Genomic DNA, 16,915 nt, shown 5'->3' with positions numbered 1-16,915 from the left:
AGCGGACGGAGCGTCTCAAAACAGGGGAAAACGAACGCAGATCTCCAGGCTCCATGATCCTGAAATTGAAGATCGAATAACGGGGTGGCCAGAGGCAGGGAGGAAGTGGTGGCACGATAGATCGCCCCATGATCACTGAGGTGAAGAGAGCGAAAACCGTTAAAAGAACATAGGCTATGGAGGTGGACCCCACCAGCCACACCCCGGCACTCGATGTCACCGCTGCGGCTGCTCCCTTCCGGGCCTGACCGGGTTCACGGCTGATCAATGCGAGGGGACCGGCAGGGCCACCATAACGCTGCCCGCCATTGCAACGGGCCGCGCCATTGTAACGACTAAATGCAAAGTTACAACCGCTTCAATCACTTAGATGCGCCAAGCGGTTTCCTACACGCGAAAACGCCCTACCAGCTGGGCCAGATCGGTAGACAGTTCGGAGAGGCGCTGGCTGGCCTGGGTGCTTTGCTCCGAGGTCTGCGCCGCTTCGTTGGAGAGGTCGCGGATGTCGCTGATGTTGCGCGCGATCTCTTCGGTGACGCTGCTCTGCTGCTCACAGGCGGTGGCGATCTGTGCGGCCATGTCGTTGATACGCTGCACCGAATCCCCGGTCACACTCAGCGCCTGATCGACGCCGGCTGCCTGCTCCACGCTCTGCCGCGCGCGGGCGCTGCCGGAGTGGGTGGCCTTGACCGCATTCTGCACGCCGATCTGCAAGCGCTCGATCATCTGCTGAATGTCCTTGGTCGACTCCTGGGTGCGCGCAGCCAGTGCCCGCACCTCATCGGCGACCACGGCGAAACCGCGCCCCTGCTCTCCTGCCCGCGCTGCCTCGATGGCAGCATTGAGCGCCAGCAGGTTGGTCTGCTCGGCGATGCCCTTGATCACCGCCAGCACCGCGCCGATGTTGGCGGTTTCCTGCTCCAGGGTCTGGATGGTGTCGGAAGCGCTCTCCACCTCCTGCGCCAGCTGCCGTATCGAATGGATGGTCGTACCGACCACCTGCGCGCCCTCGCGTGACTGCACTTCGGCGTGCCGCGCCGCGTCGGCGGCGTTCTGCGCGTTGCGTGCAACTTCATGCACCGCCACGCTCATTTCGGTAGCGGCTGTGCTGACCTGGTCCACCGCGGCGTGCTCACTGCTGATCAGCCGATCATTGGCCGCCGCCATGCCGGCCAGGCTCTTGGCCGAATCGGCCACCTCACCGGTGACGCGCCCGACTTCCTTGATCAGCGGTTGCAACTTGTCCAGAAAGCGGTTGAAGGCATGGCTGAGCTTGCCGAGTTCGTCCCTCGACAGCACATCGAGACGCACACGCAGATCGCCGTCGCCATCGGCAATCTGCTCGATGCGATGCAGCAGGCTGTGCAACGGTCGGGTCACCAGCAGGGGGAAACCCATCACCAGTACCAGGCACACCAGCAGGCCGATGGCGATGATCAGCCCTTGCTGCCAGGCCAGTGCGGCGCCGCGCGAAATGGCGGCGGTACCGACTGAATTGGCCGCCTCGTCCTCCAGCTCGCCAAGCTTGTCGATGGCATTGCGCGCCTCTTCGAACTGCATCTCGCTATCGCCGAAACTGAGCCGGCTGGCAGCTTCCGGATCGCTCGCGCTCATCTCCAGTACGCGCAGGGACGTGGACTTCCAGCGTTCGAAGCCGCGGTCGAACTCGCTGACCAGGGCGAGCGCCTGGCTACCGGGCTGCATGGCGGCGAACTTGTGCACGCGGTCATAGGCCTGCAGGAGATTGTCGGCATGCACCTTGCGCAATTGGGCGGCATGCTCTTCAGCGTTTTCGTCGAGCAGGCTGCGCTCGGCGACGAAGGCCTGGTAGAGGTCACGATCTGCGTTGAGCAGCAGACTGATGGCCGGCAGATGGCGATTGGTCAGGGTGGTGCTGGATTCGGCCACCTGGGCGATGCCACGCATGCCCAGCACGCCCATGGTCACCAGCAAGGCCGCCAGCAGCAGAATCGGCAGAGCGATTTTCCAGCGAAACCCCAGGTCAGCGAAGGCGCGTAGCATGAAGGCACTCCAGCTCGATACGTGTTTCAAAAGCTTAGTCGAGCCTGACCGCCACGCCGGGCGATCTCGCATATTCGGGATATCACGCCCCCGCTGCCATCATCCCGACGGGCAAACCCGCCACGCCGAAGCCACCGGTCGTTGCGCTGCGTATTTTCGTCGCACTCGGGAACCACAGGCCGCAACGCACCGACTAACGCGGGCTAACCCACCTACCGCGCACGACCACGCGTCGCCGACATTTGTGCTAGCGTTCCCCGCCTTCGGCCACTACGCCCGTGCCTGAGCCCTGCGCCGAGGCCGACCCCCTCATCTGATAATGGAGTTACATCATGGCAATCACCAAAGACCAACTGATCGGCGACCTGGCCGAAGCCGTAGACCTGCCGAAGAGCACGGTCCGTGCACTGCTCGATCAGCTGGGTGAAATCGTCAGTGACGCCCTGGAAAACGACGGCGAAATCACCCTGCCCGGCGTCGGCAAGCTGAAAGTCAGCGAGCGCCCTGCCCGCACCGGCCGCAACCCGCAGACCGGCAAGGCAATCGAGATCGCCGCGAAGAAAGTGGTCAAGCTGGTGCCTGCCAAGGCCCTGACCGACGCGCTCAATTGAGTTCCTGCTGGCCGCCGCGCGCACCAACGGCGGCCAGTTTCCCGCTCCGGTTGGCGCCCAGATCAACCTCCCCCGTTTTCGACTAGAGTAGTCAGGCCGACTCGCTGAAATCGTCCGCCACTCGGCAGCCGTGAAGTTTGGGGGGAGCCCGTGCGCCAGCTGATCGTCTGTCTTACCTGCCTCCTCTGCCTCAGTGGCTGCTCGAGCCTGCAGCCACAGGAGGGCCTGATCGCCCGATCGAGCGAACTGCTGAGCAAGGCCGGCGAACGGATCAGCCAGCAGGCGCGCAACCTGGGCAACCAGGGCTCTGCGCAAAACACTGCGCAGTATGATCGGGAGCTGGCGGCGCTGTTCGACCAGCCCTACATCGCCCCCCTGACTCACTACCTCGATCAGCATGGCAGCGACCCAAGCCGCAGCGCCCATCTGCGTCAGGTCGTCGAGGAGCGCCAGCGCCGGTGCCGGCAGGTTGCCCTGCGCTACGCCGAACGCGACAAGACCAACGAGAATCTGCAGCAGATGCGCGCCAGCTATGCCGATTCCTGTCCGGCGGAGATTGCCGCCTTTGCCGCTCAGATCAAACCCGTGGCGACGAGCGAGCGCCCTACCCCAAGCCAGGCAACGCCCATCGGCAAAGGGTCGCCCAGAACGACCAGCGCAGGCACCGAACAGGCCAACGAGTGCTATCTGCTGTTCACCATCAAGAACTACAGCCAGGCTCGTGACGCCTGCCTGGCGCCGGCCGAGGCAGGCGATGGCAAGGCCCAGTACAACCTGTCGGTGATCGCCAGCAGCCTGAAGAAATACGCCGAGGCCCTGCACTGGGCGCGCCGCGCTGCCGAACAGTCGCCCGACGGGCGTTACCAGCTGGGCCAGCTGTACCTGCGCGGTCAGGGCGTCGAGCAGAACCCCGCCACCGCCCTGAGCTGGTTCGACCAGGCGGCCGACCAGGGCCTGGCCCGCGCCCAGTATCAGAGTGCGCGCATGTATCAGCGTGGCCAGGGCGTCGCGGCCAACCCCATCAAGGCGCGCCAGCGTTTCGAGCAGGCCGCCAGGCAGGGACATCGCGAGGCGCAGCTCGAGCTCGGCCTGATCTACCTCGAGGGCAAGGGCGTCGCGGCGAGCAACGACAAGGCGCACGACTGGCTGCTGCGCGCCGCGCGCCAGGGCAGCGCGGCCGCGCAGTACCAGCTCGGTGAGCTGTACGCCGAGGGCCGCGGGGTAGCGGCCAATGCCGCAGCGGCTTACGTCTGGATCAGCCTGGCGCGCGACAATGGCGAGCCGCGCGCCGAAGCCCGCCTGCAGCAATTGCGCACGCAACTCGACGACGGGCAGATCGCCCAGGCTCAGGCGCAGGTGCGCCGGGCACTGGATCAGCGTTGATGGCCAGCCTGCCCCGCCTGGCGGGCTCCTCCAAGCGGTTGTTGATGCTCTTGGTGCTGCTGCTGGTGGCGCTGTTTCTGACCGCGATGTGGGTGATGTCCACGCTCAACCTGGACTATTCCCAGCGCGCCATGGCCGAGCTGCGCCGCAGCCAGATCGAGGACAACTTCTACGCCAATCTCGGCCGTATCAACAGCCACCACCGGCGCATGGAGCTGCACACCGAATCCCTCGCCCGTCTCGGTGAGCTGCTGCAGCGCAGCGGCAATACCGCAGAGCTGGAAACGCAACTGCGGCAGAAGCTGCGCGACTTCAGCGATGCCTTCAGCGTCGGCCTGTGGTTCGAGCCCGGTCATTTCCCGGCACTGGCCGATACCCCCGGAATCTACGCGCACTGGGCGGCGGACCGGCGCATCGAAGTGCTGCGTCAGAGCGGCGACCCGCGGCGCCTGGACTGGTATCGCAACCTGCTGCCCAGCGATCAGCCGCGCAACCTGCCACTGGCCGAGCCACTGCTGTGGAGCGCCGCCTATTACAACCCGTTGTCGGATGCCGCGGTGATCACTCTGGCCACGCCCCTGTACGACCGTCGCCAGCGCATCATCGGCCTGGCCAGCAGCGACTGGCGCAGCGAGGACGTGGTGCGCCTGATCAGCGACATCAAGCTCACGCCCAATACCTTTTCCTTCCTGCTCGATCGCGACAATCGCAAGCTGACCAGCCTCAGCGAACGCGACGACACCCCGGCGGCGCAGCGCATCATGGATGCCATCCTCGCCGAGCAGCTGACCCGGGCCGCCACCACCACCGGCGCTCCCGGCACAGCGCGGGCTCAGCTCTACAGTCGCGAATTGCTGATCGACGGCGAGCGCTATGCCCTGCTGTTCGCCATGACCCGCGCCAACATGCTGTTCGGCCTCGGTGTACCGCAGAACGAGATCGACGCCGTGCTGGCCCCGATGCGCCAGAGCAACCTGCGCATTCTCGTGCTCACCGGGTTGGTGGTGTTGCTGCTGGCGGCGCTGCTGCTGCACCTGATCGCCAACACCATGCGCCAGCTGGAGGCCTCCTACACCGATCCGTTGACCCAGCTGCCGAACCGCGCGCGCCTGCTGCTGGACCTGCAGCGCACGCCACGGCCGAGCCTGATCCTGCTCAACCTCGACGCCTTCAAGGAAATCAACGGCTTCTATGGTCACGCCTGTGGCGACCAGATGTTGCGCCACCTTGGCGCGCAGCTGCTGCAGCACCTGCGTTTGGAGGCCGACAGCGCACGCCTCTACCGCCTCACCGCCGACGAGTTCGCCGTGCTGCTGCCCCGGCTCAGCGACGAAGCGCTGGAGGCGCGGATGAACGAACTGGGCACCTTCATCCAGCGCCAGCGGCTGGACTGGCAGGGCCAGGAGGTGGGCTTCAACGCCACCTTCGGCGCCGCCAGGCTCAGTGCCGGCGAGGCCCGCCAGGGACGCGACAGCCTGCTGGCGTCGGCGACCATCGCGCTGAAGCTGGCGCGCCTGCAGCAGCGCAACCACCTGCTCTACGACCCGGCATTGAAGATCCGCGAGGAGTACGAGCAGAATCTGCTATGGGCCAACAAGGTCAAGACGGCCTTGCAGGAAGACCGGCTGCTGCCCCACTTCCAGCCGATTCTCGACAACCACGGCGGCAGCATCGGCAAGTTCGAGTGCCTGGTGCGCATGCTCGATGACGATGGCCAGGTGATCAACCCGGGGCGCTTTCTCGGCGTGGCGAAGAAAATCCGCCTGCACCGGCAGATCACCCGGGTGATGCTGGAGAAATGCCTGGAACGCTTTCGCGACCTGCCCTACGAGTTCTCCATCAACCTGTCCTACGAAGACCTGATCGACCCGCAGCTCAGCCAGACCATCAAGGAACAGCTGCAGCACAGCGGCATGGGGCCCCGGCTGATCTTCGAGATTCTCGAATCCGAAGGCATCGACAACTACAGCCAGGTGCGCGCCTTCATCGACGAGGTCAAGGCGTTGGGCTGCCGCATCGCCATCGATGACTTCGGCACCGGCTACTCCAACTTCGAGCACCTGCTGCGACTCAACGTCGACCTGATCAAGATCGACGGCAGCCTGATCCGCCAGCTCGACAGCGACCCCAACGCCCTGGCGGTGACCCTGGGCATCGTGCAGTTCGCCCGCAGCCTCGGCATGCAGACGGTGGCCGAGTTCGTGCACTCGGCAGCGGTGCAGGAGAAGGTGCTGGCCCTGGGTATCGACTACTCCCAGGGCCAGCATATCGGCATGCCGCAGGCGCAGTTGCAGACACAACCGCCGCCCTGAGCGCCAGGCCGGCTACTGCTCGACGACCTGCAGTTCGGTCACGATGTAGCGGTTACCCTCCTGGCGCGCCTGGAAGCGCACCTTGTCACCGGCCTCGACACCCTCGAGCAGGCTGCCCGGCTCCACCTCGAACACCATGGTCATCGGCGGCATGCCAATGCTGGCGATGGGGCCGTGACGCAGGGTGATCTTCTGCGCGGCGGCGTCCACCTTGCGCACCTCGCCCTGGCTCAGCGGTGCGGGGTCGGCGGCCTGCAACGGCAGACTGAACAGGGCGGCCAGCGCCGCGATCATCAGTTGCTTCTTCATGCGTGTTTCCTCTCGTAGGTCAGTCGGCCAGCACCCGGATGGTGCCAACCATGCCGGCCTGGTAGTGGCCGGCGATCAGGCAGGCGAAATCGAATTCGCCGGCGCGGTTGAAGGTCCAGATCATCTCGCCGCTCTGCCCCGGTGCAACGTGGGCCATGTAGGGCTCGTCGTGTTCCATGCCGGGAAAACGCAGCATCGCCTCGGCATGTTCATCCAGGGTTTCGCGGGTACCGATGACGAACTCGTGGAGGATCTTGCCGTCGTTGTGATGGACGAAACGAATGGTCTCGCCCTGCCGGACCTGCAGCCGATCCGGGGTGAAACGCATCTGATCGGTCATGCGGATCTCGATGGTGCGGTCGACTTCGCTGGCGTCGCCGGCGATGCCCCAGGGCTTCTGCTCCCTGATCGTTACGGCGGCGTGATGCTCCTCGTGCGTCTCGCTATGGGCCAGCGCTGCCGGGCTGCCGAGCAGCCCGATCAGGGTCAGAACCAGTAAGTGTGCTGTTTTCATCGGTGAATCCTCGCTTGCTGTGGGGACCGGGCCGCGTGGCGGCCCGCCCCGTCAATGCCCGGCATGACCGCCGGGCTTGCGTACCTGCACTTCCACCGGCGCCTCGAGCGGCTGCTTGAGTGGCATCGACTGGCCGCCGCCGTCGTGCGAGCGGCTCGGGCTGGCCAGTGCGCCTTTCCATTCATAGGCCACGGTGCCGGCTGGGTGCTTGAACCAGCCCGGGTCGCGGTAGTCGCCGGCGGCCTGCTCCTTGCGCACCTTGAGCATGGTGAACATGCCACCCATCTCCACCGAGCCGAACGGGCCGTCGCCGGTCATCATCGGCACGGTGTTGTCCGGCAGCGGCATCTGCATCTCCGCCATGTCGGCCATGCCGCGCTCGCCCATCACCATGTAGTCCGGCACCAGTTTGGCGATCTTGCGGGTCATGTCGCGGTGATCGACACCGACCAGAGTCGGCACGTCGTGCCCCATGGCGTTCATGGTGTGGTGGCTCTTGTGGCAGTGCAGCGCCCAATCGCCCTCCTCGTCGGCGATGAACTCGAGCTGGCGCATCTGCCCCACCGCCACGTCGGCGGTCACCTCCGGCCAGCGCGAGCCGACCGGGGTCGGCCCGCCGTCGGTGCCGGTGACCTCGAACTCGTGACCGTGCAGGTGGATCGGGTGGTTGGTCATGGTCAGGTTGCCGACGCGCAGGCGCACGCGCTCGCCCTGGCGCGCCACCAGCGGGTCGATGCCGGGAAACACGCGGCTGTTGAAGGTCCACAGGTTGAAATCGAGCATCTGCATGATCTTCGGCGTGTAGGCGCCCGGCTCGATGTCGTAGGCGCTGAGCAGGAAGCAGTAGTCGCGGTCCACCTCGCTGATCAGCGGATGATGCTCCTTGGGGTGGGTGACCCAGAACCCCATCATGCCCATGGCCATCTGCACCATCTCGTCGGCGTGCGGGTGGTACATGAAGGTGCCGGGGCGGCGGGCGACGAACTCGTAGACGAAGGTCTTGCCCACCGGAATCGCCGGCTGGGTCAGGCCCGCCACGCCGTCCATGCCGTTGGGCAGACGCTGGCCGTGCCAGTGGATGCTGGTGTGCTCGGGCAGTTTGTTGGTGACGAAGATGCGCACCCGGTCGCCCTCCACCACCTCGATGGTCGGCCCCGGCGACTGACCGTTGTAACCCCACAGGTGGGCCTTGTAGCCGGGCGCCAGCTCGCGCACCACCGGCTCGGCGACCAGGTGGAACTCCTTGACGCCGTTGTTCATCCGCCACGGCAGGGTCCAGCCGTTGAGGGTGACCACCGGGTTGTAGGGGCGCCCGCTGTTCGGCTGCAACGGCGGTTGGGTGTCGGCGCTGGCCTGCAGCACCGGTTCGGGCAGGGCCGCCATGGCCACCCGGCTGACCGCCGAAGTGGCCACCGCAGCGCCGATGGCGCCAGCCCCGAGAAAGAAATCGCGTCGTGAAACCATCTGGGAAATTCCTTGTTCAGTGGCCGGCGGCGGCCGGCTCGGCAGCAGCGGCAGGCGCCGCGCCGAGCGAGGGATTGGGGGCGCCCAACAGGGCCATGTCGAGGTCGGCGCGCGCCAGCCAGAAGGCGCGCTGCGCCTGCAGGTAGCCATCCACCGCCTGCACCTGGCGGCGCGCATCGGCGAGCAGGTCGAAGGTGCTGATGAACATGCCGTTGTAGCGCAGCAGGTTTTCCTCGGCGATGCGCTGGCGCAGCGGCAGCACCTCGGTGCGGTAGTGCTGCGCCAGCTCGAAGGCGTTGCGGTAGGCGTGATAGGCCTCGCGCACCTGCGAGCGGGCGTTGACCGCCGTCTCGGCGGCGCGGTTGAGCGCCTGGCGATACTGCGCCTCGGCCCGCGCCACCTTGGCCCCGCTCCAGTCGAACAGCGGCAGCTCGACGCTGATCTCGTAGCCGCGCTGGGTCGGTTCCTCGTTTGAGCGGTTGTTGACCACGCCTAGCTCCAGCACGTTGATGAAACGCGTGGTGCGGGTCAGGCCTAGGTTCTGCGCCAGGCGCTCGGCATCCAGGCGCACGGCCTGGATGTCCTGGCGCTGGTTCATGGCCAGGCGCTCCACGTCCGGCAACTCGTCCGCGTTTTTCGGCAGCGCCGGCAGGCGTTCGGGCAGGCGGTAGTCGAGCTGCTCGCCCCACAGGCCGAGCAGCCGAGTCAGCTGCTCGCGGCTACGTACTCGCGCCTGTTCGGCCTGCAACAGGCCGATGCCGGCTTCGGCGTAGAAGTTCTGCTGCTCGGCCTGCTGCAGCTTGCTGAAGTTGCCCACTGCGGCCATGCGCCGGGCCAGATCGGCGCCGGCTTCGGCGGCGTCCAGCACCTGCCGTGCGTAGACCAGGCTCTCCTCGGCGGCGACCGCCTGGTACCAGGCCTTGCGCGTCTCGCTGGCCAGGTCGAACACCGCCAGGCTGGTCTGCCGCTGCAGCTGCTCGAAGCGCCGTCCTTCCAGGCGCGAGGTCAGCGGCAGGGCGATCAGCCGCGCCAGATTCAGGTGCAGGCCGCGCTCGTATTCGACCTCGCTGCCCTTTTCCAGACGACCGTAGGAGAAGCCGGGATTGGGCAGGCGCCCGGCCTGCACGCGCTCGGCCTCGCCGATGCCCAGCTCGTCGAAGGACGCCTGCAGACCACGGTTGTTGAGCAGCGCCAGCTGCACCGCGGCATCCAGGCTCAGGGGTTCGGCCAGCAACTCGGCGACGCGCGCCTCGATCTGGCCACGGCCGGCCTCGTCGCGCGCCCACAGCAGTTGCTTGTCCAGCTGGCGCTCGGCGCTTTGCTGCACCGGGTCGAAGCCGCCGTCCTGGCTGAAGCCGGCGCAGCCGGCCAGCAGCAGCGCGGCGCAGAGCAGTACGGCGGGTTTAATGATGGTCATGGCCACCTCCCTCCACGGGCTCGGCGCCCTGCTCGGCCGGCTGCTCCCAGCCTTCCATGCTGTAGGTGCGCCAGCCGCCGATACGGCCGACCAGGTCGTTGGCCGCGCGCCAGTCCTGCAACGGCTCGTCGGCCTGGGCACGGTAGTCTTGCAGAGGGGAACGGTAATCCTGCGCCGGCACAGCGGCGTTGGCGTCCAGCGGATCGGGCTGGGCCGCCATCAGGATGCCGGGCAGCGCCAGGGCAGCGATGCCCAGCAGCCTTCCGGCAAGGGAATGCAAAGTCATGATGTGTTCTCGCGTACGGCGGCCAGGCGGCCGCGTGAGCTACAGGCGCCGCAGGACGGCGCTACCTAAGGGGCTCAGGCGAGAGAAAGACGCGGGGGGCGTTCGGGCGTGTCGGCCACGCCGACGATAAGGCGGTCGGGCCAGGCTGTAGCCGGCTCGACGGTTTGCAGGGCAGAGTCGTTCAGAAACGGCTGGCTGGGCGCGGCGACACCGACGCAGAAGGCGCACAGGGTGCAGAGGCTGCCATCGGCGGGAGCATCGCTGCTGGCCACCGGGGCGGCGTCCTGATGCGCGCCATGTGCGCTGTCGGCCGCCATGTCGTGGTGCATGCCGTGCTCGCCCTGCTGAGTCGAGCTCATCTGCAGAGCGCCGCTGCGATGCACCTGCTCGCACAACTGCATGCCGAGCGCCGCCATGGCCTGTGCCGGCAGGGCCAGCATCAGCATCCAGATCAGGGCGGTACGCAGGGATTTGCGCATGGGGTCGCGAGGCCAGGGTCAGAGGGCGATGGGGCGGATTATCCGCGCGCTGGCCGCTTTGTCCAGCCCTACAGTGTTAGGTGACCGGCATACAGGCCATAGCCGGCCAGCACGGCGGTCAGCAATACGGCGGCGAAGATCGGCCATTCGTAGCGGGTGAACAGCACCTGCCCCTGCTCGCGCTTGGCCTGGCGAAACAGCAGCGCCCCCGGCGCGTAGAGCAACGCCGACAGCAGCAGGTACTTGACCCCACCGGCATACAGCAGCCAGATCGCGTAGCCCACCGCCAGCAGGCCGACGGCCAGATCCTTGCGGCGTAGCCCGGCCTGGTCTTCGTAGGTTTCACCGCGCAGCGCCAGCAGCAGCGCATAGACCGCCGACCACAGGTAGGGCACCAGAATCATCGATGACGCCAGATAGATCAGCGACAGGTAGGTACCCTGGGAAAACAGGGTGATCAGCAGGAACAGCTGGATCATGCCGTTGGTCAGCCACAGCGCGTTGACCGGCACCTGATTGGCGTTCTCCCGGCGCAGAAAGGCCGGCATGGTGCCGTCCTTGGCAGAGACGAAGAGGATTTCGGCGCACAGCAGCGCCCAGGACAGCAGCGCACCAAGCAGCGATACCGCCAGGCCGATGCTGATCAGCACCGCCCCCCAACGCCCTACCACGTGTTCCAGCACTCCGGCCATGGACGGGTTCTGCAGCGCCGCCAGCTCGGGCTGGCTCATCACCCCCAGCGACAGCAGATTGACCAGCATCAACAGCGCCAGCACGCCGAGAAAGCCGATCACCGTGGCCTTGCCCACATCGCGGCGGCGCTCGGCACGCGACGAGTACACGCTCGCCCCTTCGATGCCGATGAACACGAACACGGTGACCAGCATCATGTTGCGCACCTGCTCCAGCACGCCGCCGAATTGCGGATTGCTGCGCCCCCAGATGTCGCGGGTGAAGATGTCGCGGTCGAAGGCCAGGCCGACGATGACGATGAACAGCAGGATCGGTACCAGCTTGGCCACGGTGGTGATCAGGTTGATCAGCGCCGCCTCCTTGATGCCGCGCAGCACCAGGGCGTGTACGCACCACAGCAACCCCGAGGCGCAGGCGATGGCCAGCGGCGTGTTGCCCTGGCCGAAGACCGGGAAGAAGTAACCCAGGGTCGAGAACAGCAGGACGAAATAGCCGACATTGCCCAGCCAGGCGCTGATCCAGTAACCCCAGGCCGAGGAAAAACCCATGTAATCGCCGAGGCCCGCCTTGGCGTAGACGTACACTCCGCCATCGAGCTGCGGCTTGCGGTTGGCCAGGCCCTGGAACACGAAGGCCAGCGCCAGCATGCCCACCGCGGTAATGCCCCAGCCGATCAGCACCGCGCCGACATCGGCCCGCGCGGCGATGTTCTGCGGCAGCGAGAAGATCCCGCCACCGACCATCGAGCCCACCACCAGCGCGGTCAGCGACCCCAGGCCCAGCTTGCGACTTTCCCCTGTCATGCCCACCTCGTGCGGACGCCAGCGACTCCGCTCTCACTCTAGCAGCCCGGCAGCAGCCTGATGCCAAAACGGCAGGCCGGTACAAGCCGGATCGACCGCAAGGGCAGAAGATGCCCGACGCAGTAGCGCTACAGCTCCTTCAGCCATCATGAGGTGAATCGCCATGCAGCCTTCCCCCAACCTGGGCGCCGGCAGTCCCGGCGTCGAACGCAACACGCAATCCTTTCTCGAAGCCCTGGCCGCCGGTGGTGGCACGCCCCTGGAACGGCTATCGCCTGCGGAAGCCCGCGCCGTGCTGGTGGGCGCGCAAGCCTCGGTCGAGGTCGATCTATCGCCCGTGGAAACCCGTGAACACAGCATCGAGGCTGCCGGCCAGACGCTCAAGCTGGTGGTGGTGCGTCCGGCGGGCAGCCAGGGCAACCTGCCGGGCTTCATGTTCTTCCACGGTGGCGGCTGGGTACTGGGCGACTATCCCACCCACGCACGGCTGATCCGCGACCTGGTGGTGCATTCCGGCGCCGCGGCGGTCTACGTCGACTACACCCCCTCGCCCGAAGCGAAATACCCGACTGCGATCAACCAGGCCTTTGCTGCGACCCAATGGGTGGCCGCCAATGGCAGCCAGATCGGTGTCGATGCCTCGCGCCTGGCCGTGGCCGGCAACAGCGTCGGCGGCAATATGGCGGCGGTGGTCGCCATCAAGGCGAAAGAGGCCGGTACACCGAAGCTGCGCTTTCAGCTGCTGCTGTGGCCGGTGACCGACGCCAACTTCAACAACGCCTCCTACAACCAGTTCGCCGAGGGGCATTTCCTCACTCGCGGCATGATGGAATGGTTCTGGGACAACTACACCACCGACCCCAAGCAGCGTAACGAGATCCACGCCTCGCCGCTGCGCGCCAGCCTGGAACAGCTCAAGGGCCTGCCGCCAGCGCTGGTGCAGACCGCCGAGATGGACGTGCTGCGCGACGAAGGCGAAGCCTATGCCCGCCGCCTGGGCGCGGCCGGCGTCGCGGTCAGCGCGGTGCGCTACAACGGCATGATCCACGACTATGGCCTGCTCAACGTGATCGCCGAGGTGCCTGCGGTGCGCACTGCCATGCAGCAGGCCGGCGCGGCGTTGCGCGAACACCTGGCCTGAACGCCACAGCCCGATACCAGAACCGCAGTTACATCCAATCCAGGCGGCGGCCGCTCTGCAATAGTCCTTTCGTCTCCCCGACGGCAACGACCGACGGGATGCGTGCATCGTCCACCGCCTCACCGACAGGTAACCGCTATGAGCAATCCCAAAACCGAAGTCCTGACCCCGCACAACAGCCAGCTGATCTTCATCGACCAGCAGCCGCAAATGGCCTTCGGCGTGCAGAGCATCGATCGGCAAACCCTGAAGAACAACACCGTGGGCCTGGCCAAGGCGGCCAAGATCTTCAACGTGCCGACCATCATCACCACGGTCGAGACCGAGAGCTTCTCCGGCCACACCTACCCCGAACTGCTCGCCGTGTTCCCCGACGCGCCGCTGCTCGAACGTACCTCGATGAACTCCTGGGACGACCAGAAGGTTCGCGACGCGCTGAAGAAGAACGGCCGCAACAAGGTCATCGTTTCCGGCCTGTGGACCGAGGTGTGCAACACCACCTTCGCCCTCTCCGCCATGCACGACGCCGGCTACGAGATCTACATGGTCGCCGACGCTTCCGGTGGCACCTCGCAGGCCGCCCACGACTACTCCATGCAGCGCATGATCCAGGCCGGCGTGGTGCCGGTGACCTGGCAGCAGGTACTGCTGGAGTGGCAGCGCGACTGGAAGAACCGCGACACCTACGACGCCGTCATGGCCCTGGTCAAGGAACACTCCGGTGCCTACGGCATGGGCGTGGACTACGCCTACACCATGGTGCACAAGGCGCCGGAGCGGGTGCAGCACGGCCCGACCCTGGCCCCGGTGGCGGCGCCCATCTGAGCCCATGACGGCGGTAACGCCCCCGACTCGACCAGTGGCGCGCATCGCTGCGCGCCGCTGGATCGACAAGACCAAGGCCACGCGCAGAGTCTCCAGCATGAGCGAGACGCAACAGGAAACCGTCACCCTGGTGGTGCGCCATCAGGTACGCCCCGACCATGTGCCGCGTTACGAGGCCTGGCTACGGCGCATCATCACCACTGCCAGCCAATGCCCCGGTCATCTGGGCGTGGATGTGGTACGCAGCCGTCAGGCCAGCCTGGCGCAATTCACCTGCGTGCTGCGCTTCGCCGGCCTGCAGCAGTTGCAGGACTGGATCGACTCGGAGCAAAGGCGTCAGCTGATCGCCGAGATCGAGCCGCTGCTGCGCGCCGGCGACCAGCTGGAGATCGCCCAGGGCAAGGAATTCTGGTTCATGCCGGAAAGCGCGCAGACGCCGCCGCCAAGGTGGAAACAGGCCTGCGTCACCTTCCTGGTGATCCTGCCGCTGAGTCTGCTGATACCGCTGCTCTGGCAACCCCTGTTCCACCTTGTTCCCTGGCTCGGCGCTTACCTGCCGAGCAACGTCGTGATCACCCTGAGCATCGTGTTGCTCGTGGTGTACCTGTTCATGCCCATGGCCACGCGTCTGTTCGCCGCCTGGCTGAGCCCAACCGCCGATGAGGATCGACCATGAGCCAGGATCCCTACGACCCGAAACGTCGCCACTTTCTCGCCACCAGCAGCGTGCTCGGCGCCGCCGGGGCGCTGTGGTCCACCCTGCCTTTCGCCGCCATGGCCGGCGACTCGTCCGCCAGCTCATCAGGAGGCAACATGAGCGCCGATCTCATTCTGTACAACGGTCGCCTGCACACGGTAGACCGCGAAAAACCTCAGGCCAGCGCCGTGGCCATCAAGGACGGACGCTTCGTCGCCGTCGGCAGCGATGCCGAGGCCATGGCCCTGCGCGGCGATGCCACACGCGTGATCGACCTGCAAAAGCGCACGGTGATCCCCGGCCTCAACGACTCGCACCTGCACCTGATTCGCGGCGGCCTCAACTACAACCTGGAGCTGCGCTGGGAGGGCGTGCCGTCGCTGGCCGATGCCCTGCGCATGCTCAAGGATCAGGCCGACCGCACGCCAACGCCGCAGTGGGTGCGCGTGGTCGGCGGCTGGACCGAATTCCAGTTCGCCGAAAAACGCCTGCCGACCCTGGATGAGCTGAACAAGGCGGCGCCCGACACCCCGGTATTCGTCCTGCACCTCTACGACCGCGCCCTGCTCAACCGCGCCGCACTGCGCGCCGTGGGCTACGACAAGAACACGCCGAACCCGCCCGGTGGCGAGATCCAGCGTGACGCCAGCGGCGAGCCCACCGGCATGCTGATCGCCCGGCCCAATGCGCTGATCCTCTACGCCACCCTGGCCAAGGGGCCGAAGCTGCCGCTGGAGTATCAGGTCAACTCCACCCGTCAGTTCATGCACGAGCTCAACCGCCTGGGCGTGACCAGCGCCATCGACGCCGGTGGCGGCTACCAGAACTACCCGGACGACTACCAGGTGATCCAGGAGCTGGCCGCCAAGGATCAGCTCACCGTGCGCATCGCCTACAACCTGTTCACCCAGAAGCCCAAGGAAGAACTGCAGGACTTCCAGGCCTGGAGCAAGATCGTCAAGCCGGGCGACGGCACCGACTTCCTGCGTCATAACGGCGCCGGCGAAATGCTGGTGTTCTCCGCCGCCGACTTCGAGGACTTTGTCGAGCCGCGCCCGGACCTGGCGCCGAGCATGGAAGCCGAGCTGGAGCCGGTGGTGCGCCATCTGGTCGAGCAGCGCTGGCCGTTCCGTCTGCACGCCACCTACGACGAATCCATCTCGCGCATGCTCGACGTGTTCGAGAAGGTCGACCGCGACATGCCGTTCAACGGCCTGCCCTGGCTGTTCGACCATGCCGAGACCATCAGCCCGCGCAACATCGAACGGGTACGGGCACTCGGCGGCGGCATCGCCATCCAGCACCGCATGGCCTTCCAGGGTGAGTACTTCATCGACCGCTACGGCGCCAAGGCCGCCGAAGCCACCCCGCCGATCCAGCGCATGCTGGCCGAAGGCGTGCCGGTCGGCGGCGGCACCGACGCCACCCGCGTGGCCAGCTACAACCCCTGGACCGCGCTGTACTGGCTGGTCAGCGGCAAGACGGTCGGCGGCACCACGCTCAACCCGCAGGGTCTGCCGCGTGACACCGCGCTGCAGCTGTTCACCCACGGCAGCGCCTGGTTCTCCAGCGAACAGGGCAAGAAGGGCCAGATCAAGGTGGGCCAGCTGGCCGACCTGGTGGCCTTGAGCGCGGACTTCTTCAGCATCGAGGAAGAGCAGATCAAGTGGCAGGAATCGGTGCTGACCATCGTCGGCGGCAAGGTGGTGCATGGCACCGGCGAGTTCGACAAGCTCGCCCCGCCGACGCTGCCGGTACTGCCGGACTGGTCACCAGTGACGATGGTGCCCGGGCACTGGAAGCCGCTCGCCGCGCCCATGGCCGCCAGCATCCATCAGTGCATCGGCGCCTGCGCGGTGCATCAGCACCAGCATGACCGTGCGCGTCGCAGCAGTGTGCCGGTGAGTGATCACCAGGGCTTCTGGGGCGCCTTCGGCTGCTCCTGCTTTGCCTTCTGAC

The 16,915-nt window shown here is 66.4% G+C and carries 15 protein-coding genes and 1 other RNA gene; 7 read left to right on the top strand and 9 right to left on the bottom strand.

All coding sequences use genetic code 11. The features are described 5' to 3' along the window. Positions 1-187: 187 nt before the first annotated feature. Both ffs and L1F06_RS09460 read right to left on the bottom strand, forming a co-directional pair. Positions 188-284: signal recognition particle sRNA small type (gene ffs, locus L1F06_RS09465), an RNA gene on the bottom strand. 103 nt (positions 285-387) lie between these two features. Then, entirely contained in the window at positions 388-2,022 is a 1,635-nt protein-coding gene (locus tag L1F06_RS09460) for a methyl-accepting chemotaxis protein (protein ID WP_129483361.1), read from the bottom strand. A gap of 332 nt (positions 2,023-2,354) precedes the next feature. On the opposite strand from L1F06_RS09460, the gene L1F06_RS09455 reads away from it, so the two are divergent. From L1F06_RS09455 to L1F06_RS09445, 3 genes are all read left to right on the top strand, one after another. Then, entirely contained in the window at positions 2,355-2,633 is a 279-nt protein-coding gene (locus tag L1F06_RS09455; RefSeq protein WP_003243757.1) for an HU family DNA-binding protein, read from the top strand. Between the two features lie 150 nt (positions 2,634-2,783). Further along, positions 2,784-4,016: a tetratricopeptide repeat protein gene (locus L1F06_RS09450; protein ID WP_129483360.1), complete on the top strand. Its 1,233-nt coding sequence runs from the start codon at positions 2,784-2,786 to the stop codon at positions 4,014-4,016. After that, positions 4,016-6,328, top strand: a complete 2,313-nt coding sequence (locus L1F06_RS09445) for an EAL domain-containing protein (protein ID WP_129483359.1) — start codon at positions 4,016-4,018, stop codon at positions 6,326-6,328. The genes L1F06_RS09450 and L1F06_RS09445 overlap by 1 nt, the downstream gene beginning before the upstream one ends. Positions 6,329-6,340: 12 nt before the next feature. Here the strand turns inward: L1F06_RS09445 and L1F06_RS09440 are convergent, their stop codons facing one another. From L1F06_RS09440 to arcD, 7 genes are all read right to left on the bottom strand, one after another. Next, positions 6,341-6,637, bottom strand: coding sequence for a copper-binding protein (locus L1F06_RS09440; protein WP_003243752.1), 297 nt, complete (start codon positions 6,635-6,637; stop codon positions 6,341-6,343). A gap of 19 nt (positions 6,638-6,656) precedes the next feature. After that, on the bottom strand, positions 6,657-7,151 hold the full coding sequence (locus L1F06_RS09435; RefSeq protein ID WP_129483358.1) for a cupredoxin domain-containing protein: 495 nt from the start codon (positions 7,149-7,151) through the stop codon (positions 6,657-6,659). A 51-nt stretch (positions 7,152-7,202) separates the two neighbouring features. Then, the gene (locus tag L1F06_RS09430) at positions 7,203-8,615 is read right to left on the bottom strand and encodes a multicopper oxidase family protein (protein WP_129483357.1); all 1,413 of its coding nucleotides are present in this window, start codon (positions 8,613-8,615) and stop codon (positions 7,203-7,205) included. 16 nt (positions 8,616-8,631) lie between these two features. Continuing rightward, positions 8,632-10,032 carry a TolC family protein gene (locus L1F06_RS09425; RefSeq protein WP_129483356.1) on the bottom strand — a complete coding sequence of 467 codons (1,401 nt, stop codon included), beginning with the start codon at positions 10,030-10,032 and terminating at the stop codon, positions 8,632-8,634. Beyond that, on the bottom strand, positions 10,019-10,318 hold the full coding sequence (locus L1F06_RS09420; RefSeq protein ID WP_003243744.1) for a hypothetical protein: 300 nt from the start codon (positions 10,316-10,318) through the stop codon (positions 10,019-10,021). The genes L1F06_RS09425 and L1F06_RS09420 overlap by 14 nt, the downstream gene beginning before the upstream one ends. 74 nt (positions 10,319-10,392) lie before the next feature. Further along, on the bottom strand, positions 10,393-10,797 hold the full coding sequence (locus tag L1F06_RS09415; protein ID WP_129483355.1) for a hypothetical protein: 405 nt from the start codon (positions 10,795-10,797) through the stop codon (positions 10,393-10,395). A gap of 68 nt (positions 10,798-10,865) precedes the next feature. Continuing rightward, complete coding sequence (gene arcD, locus L1F06_RS09410) at positions 10,866-12,293, bottom strand: arginine-ornithine antiporter (RefSeq protein WP_129483354.1); 1,428 nt, start codon at positions 12,291-12,293, stop codon at positions 10,866-10,868. Between the two features lie 163 nt (positions 12,294-12,456). Here arcD and L1F06_RS09405 point away from each other — a divergent pair, with 163 nt between their 5' ends. The 4 genes from L1F06_RS09405 (at position 12,457) to L1F06_RS09390 (ending at position 16,914) form a co-directional block, all read left to right on the top strand. Further along, positions 12,457-13,434 carry an alpha/beta hydrolase gene (locus L1F06_RS09405; protein ID WP_129483353.1) on the top strand — a complete coding sequence of 326 codons (978 nt, stop codon included), beginning with the start codon at positions 12,457-12,459 and terminating at the stop codon, positions 13,432-13,434. Between the two features lie 138 nt (positions 13,435-13,572). After that, positions 13,573-14,259, top strand: coding sequence for a hydrolase (locus tag L1F06_RS09400; RefSeq protein WP_003243736.1), 687 nt, complete (start codon positions 13,573-13,575; stop codon positions 14,257-14,259). A gap of 97 nt (positions 14,260-14,356) precedes the next feature. Then, positions 14,357-14,935: an antibiotic biosynthesis monooxygenase gene (locus L1F06_RS09395; protein ID WP_041773087.1), complete on the top strand. Its 579-nt coding sequence runs from the start codon at positions 14,357-14,359 to the stop codon at positions 14,933-14,935. After that, positions 14,932-16,914, top strand: a complete 1,983-nt coding sequence (locus L1F06_RS09390) for an amidohydrolase (protein ID WP_129483352.1) — start codon at positions 14,932-14,934, stop codon at positions 16,912-16,914. The genes L1F06_RS09395 and L1F06_RS09390 overlap by 4 nt, the downstream gene beginning before the upstream one ends. Position 16,915: the final 1 nt, after the last annotated feature.

The organism is Pseudomonas hydrolytica, assembly GCF_021495345.1.
Lineage (GTDB): Bacteria > Pseudomonadota > Gammaproteobacteria > Pseudomonadales > Pseudomonadaceae > Aquipseudomonas > Aquipseudomonas hydrolytica.
The sequence above is the reverse complement of the archived record's forward strand: the minus strand, read 5'-3'. Positions and strand labels throughout refer to the sequence as shown.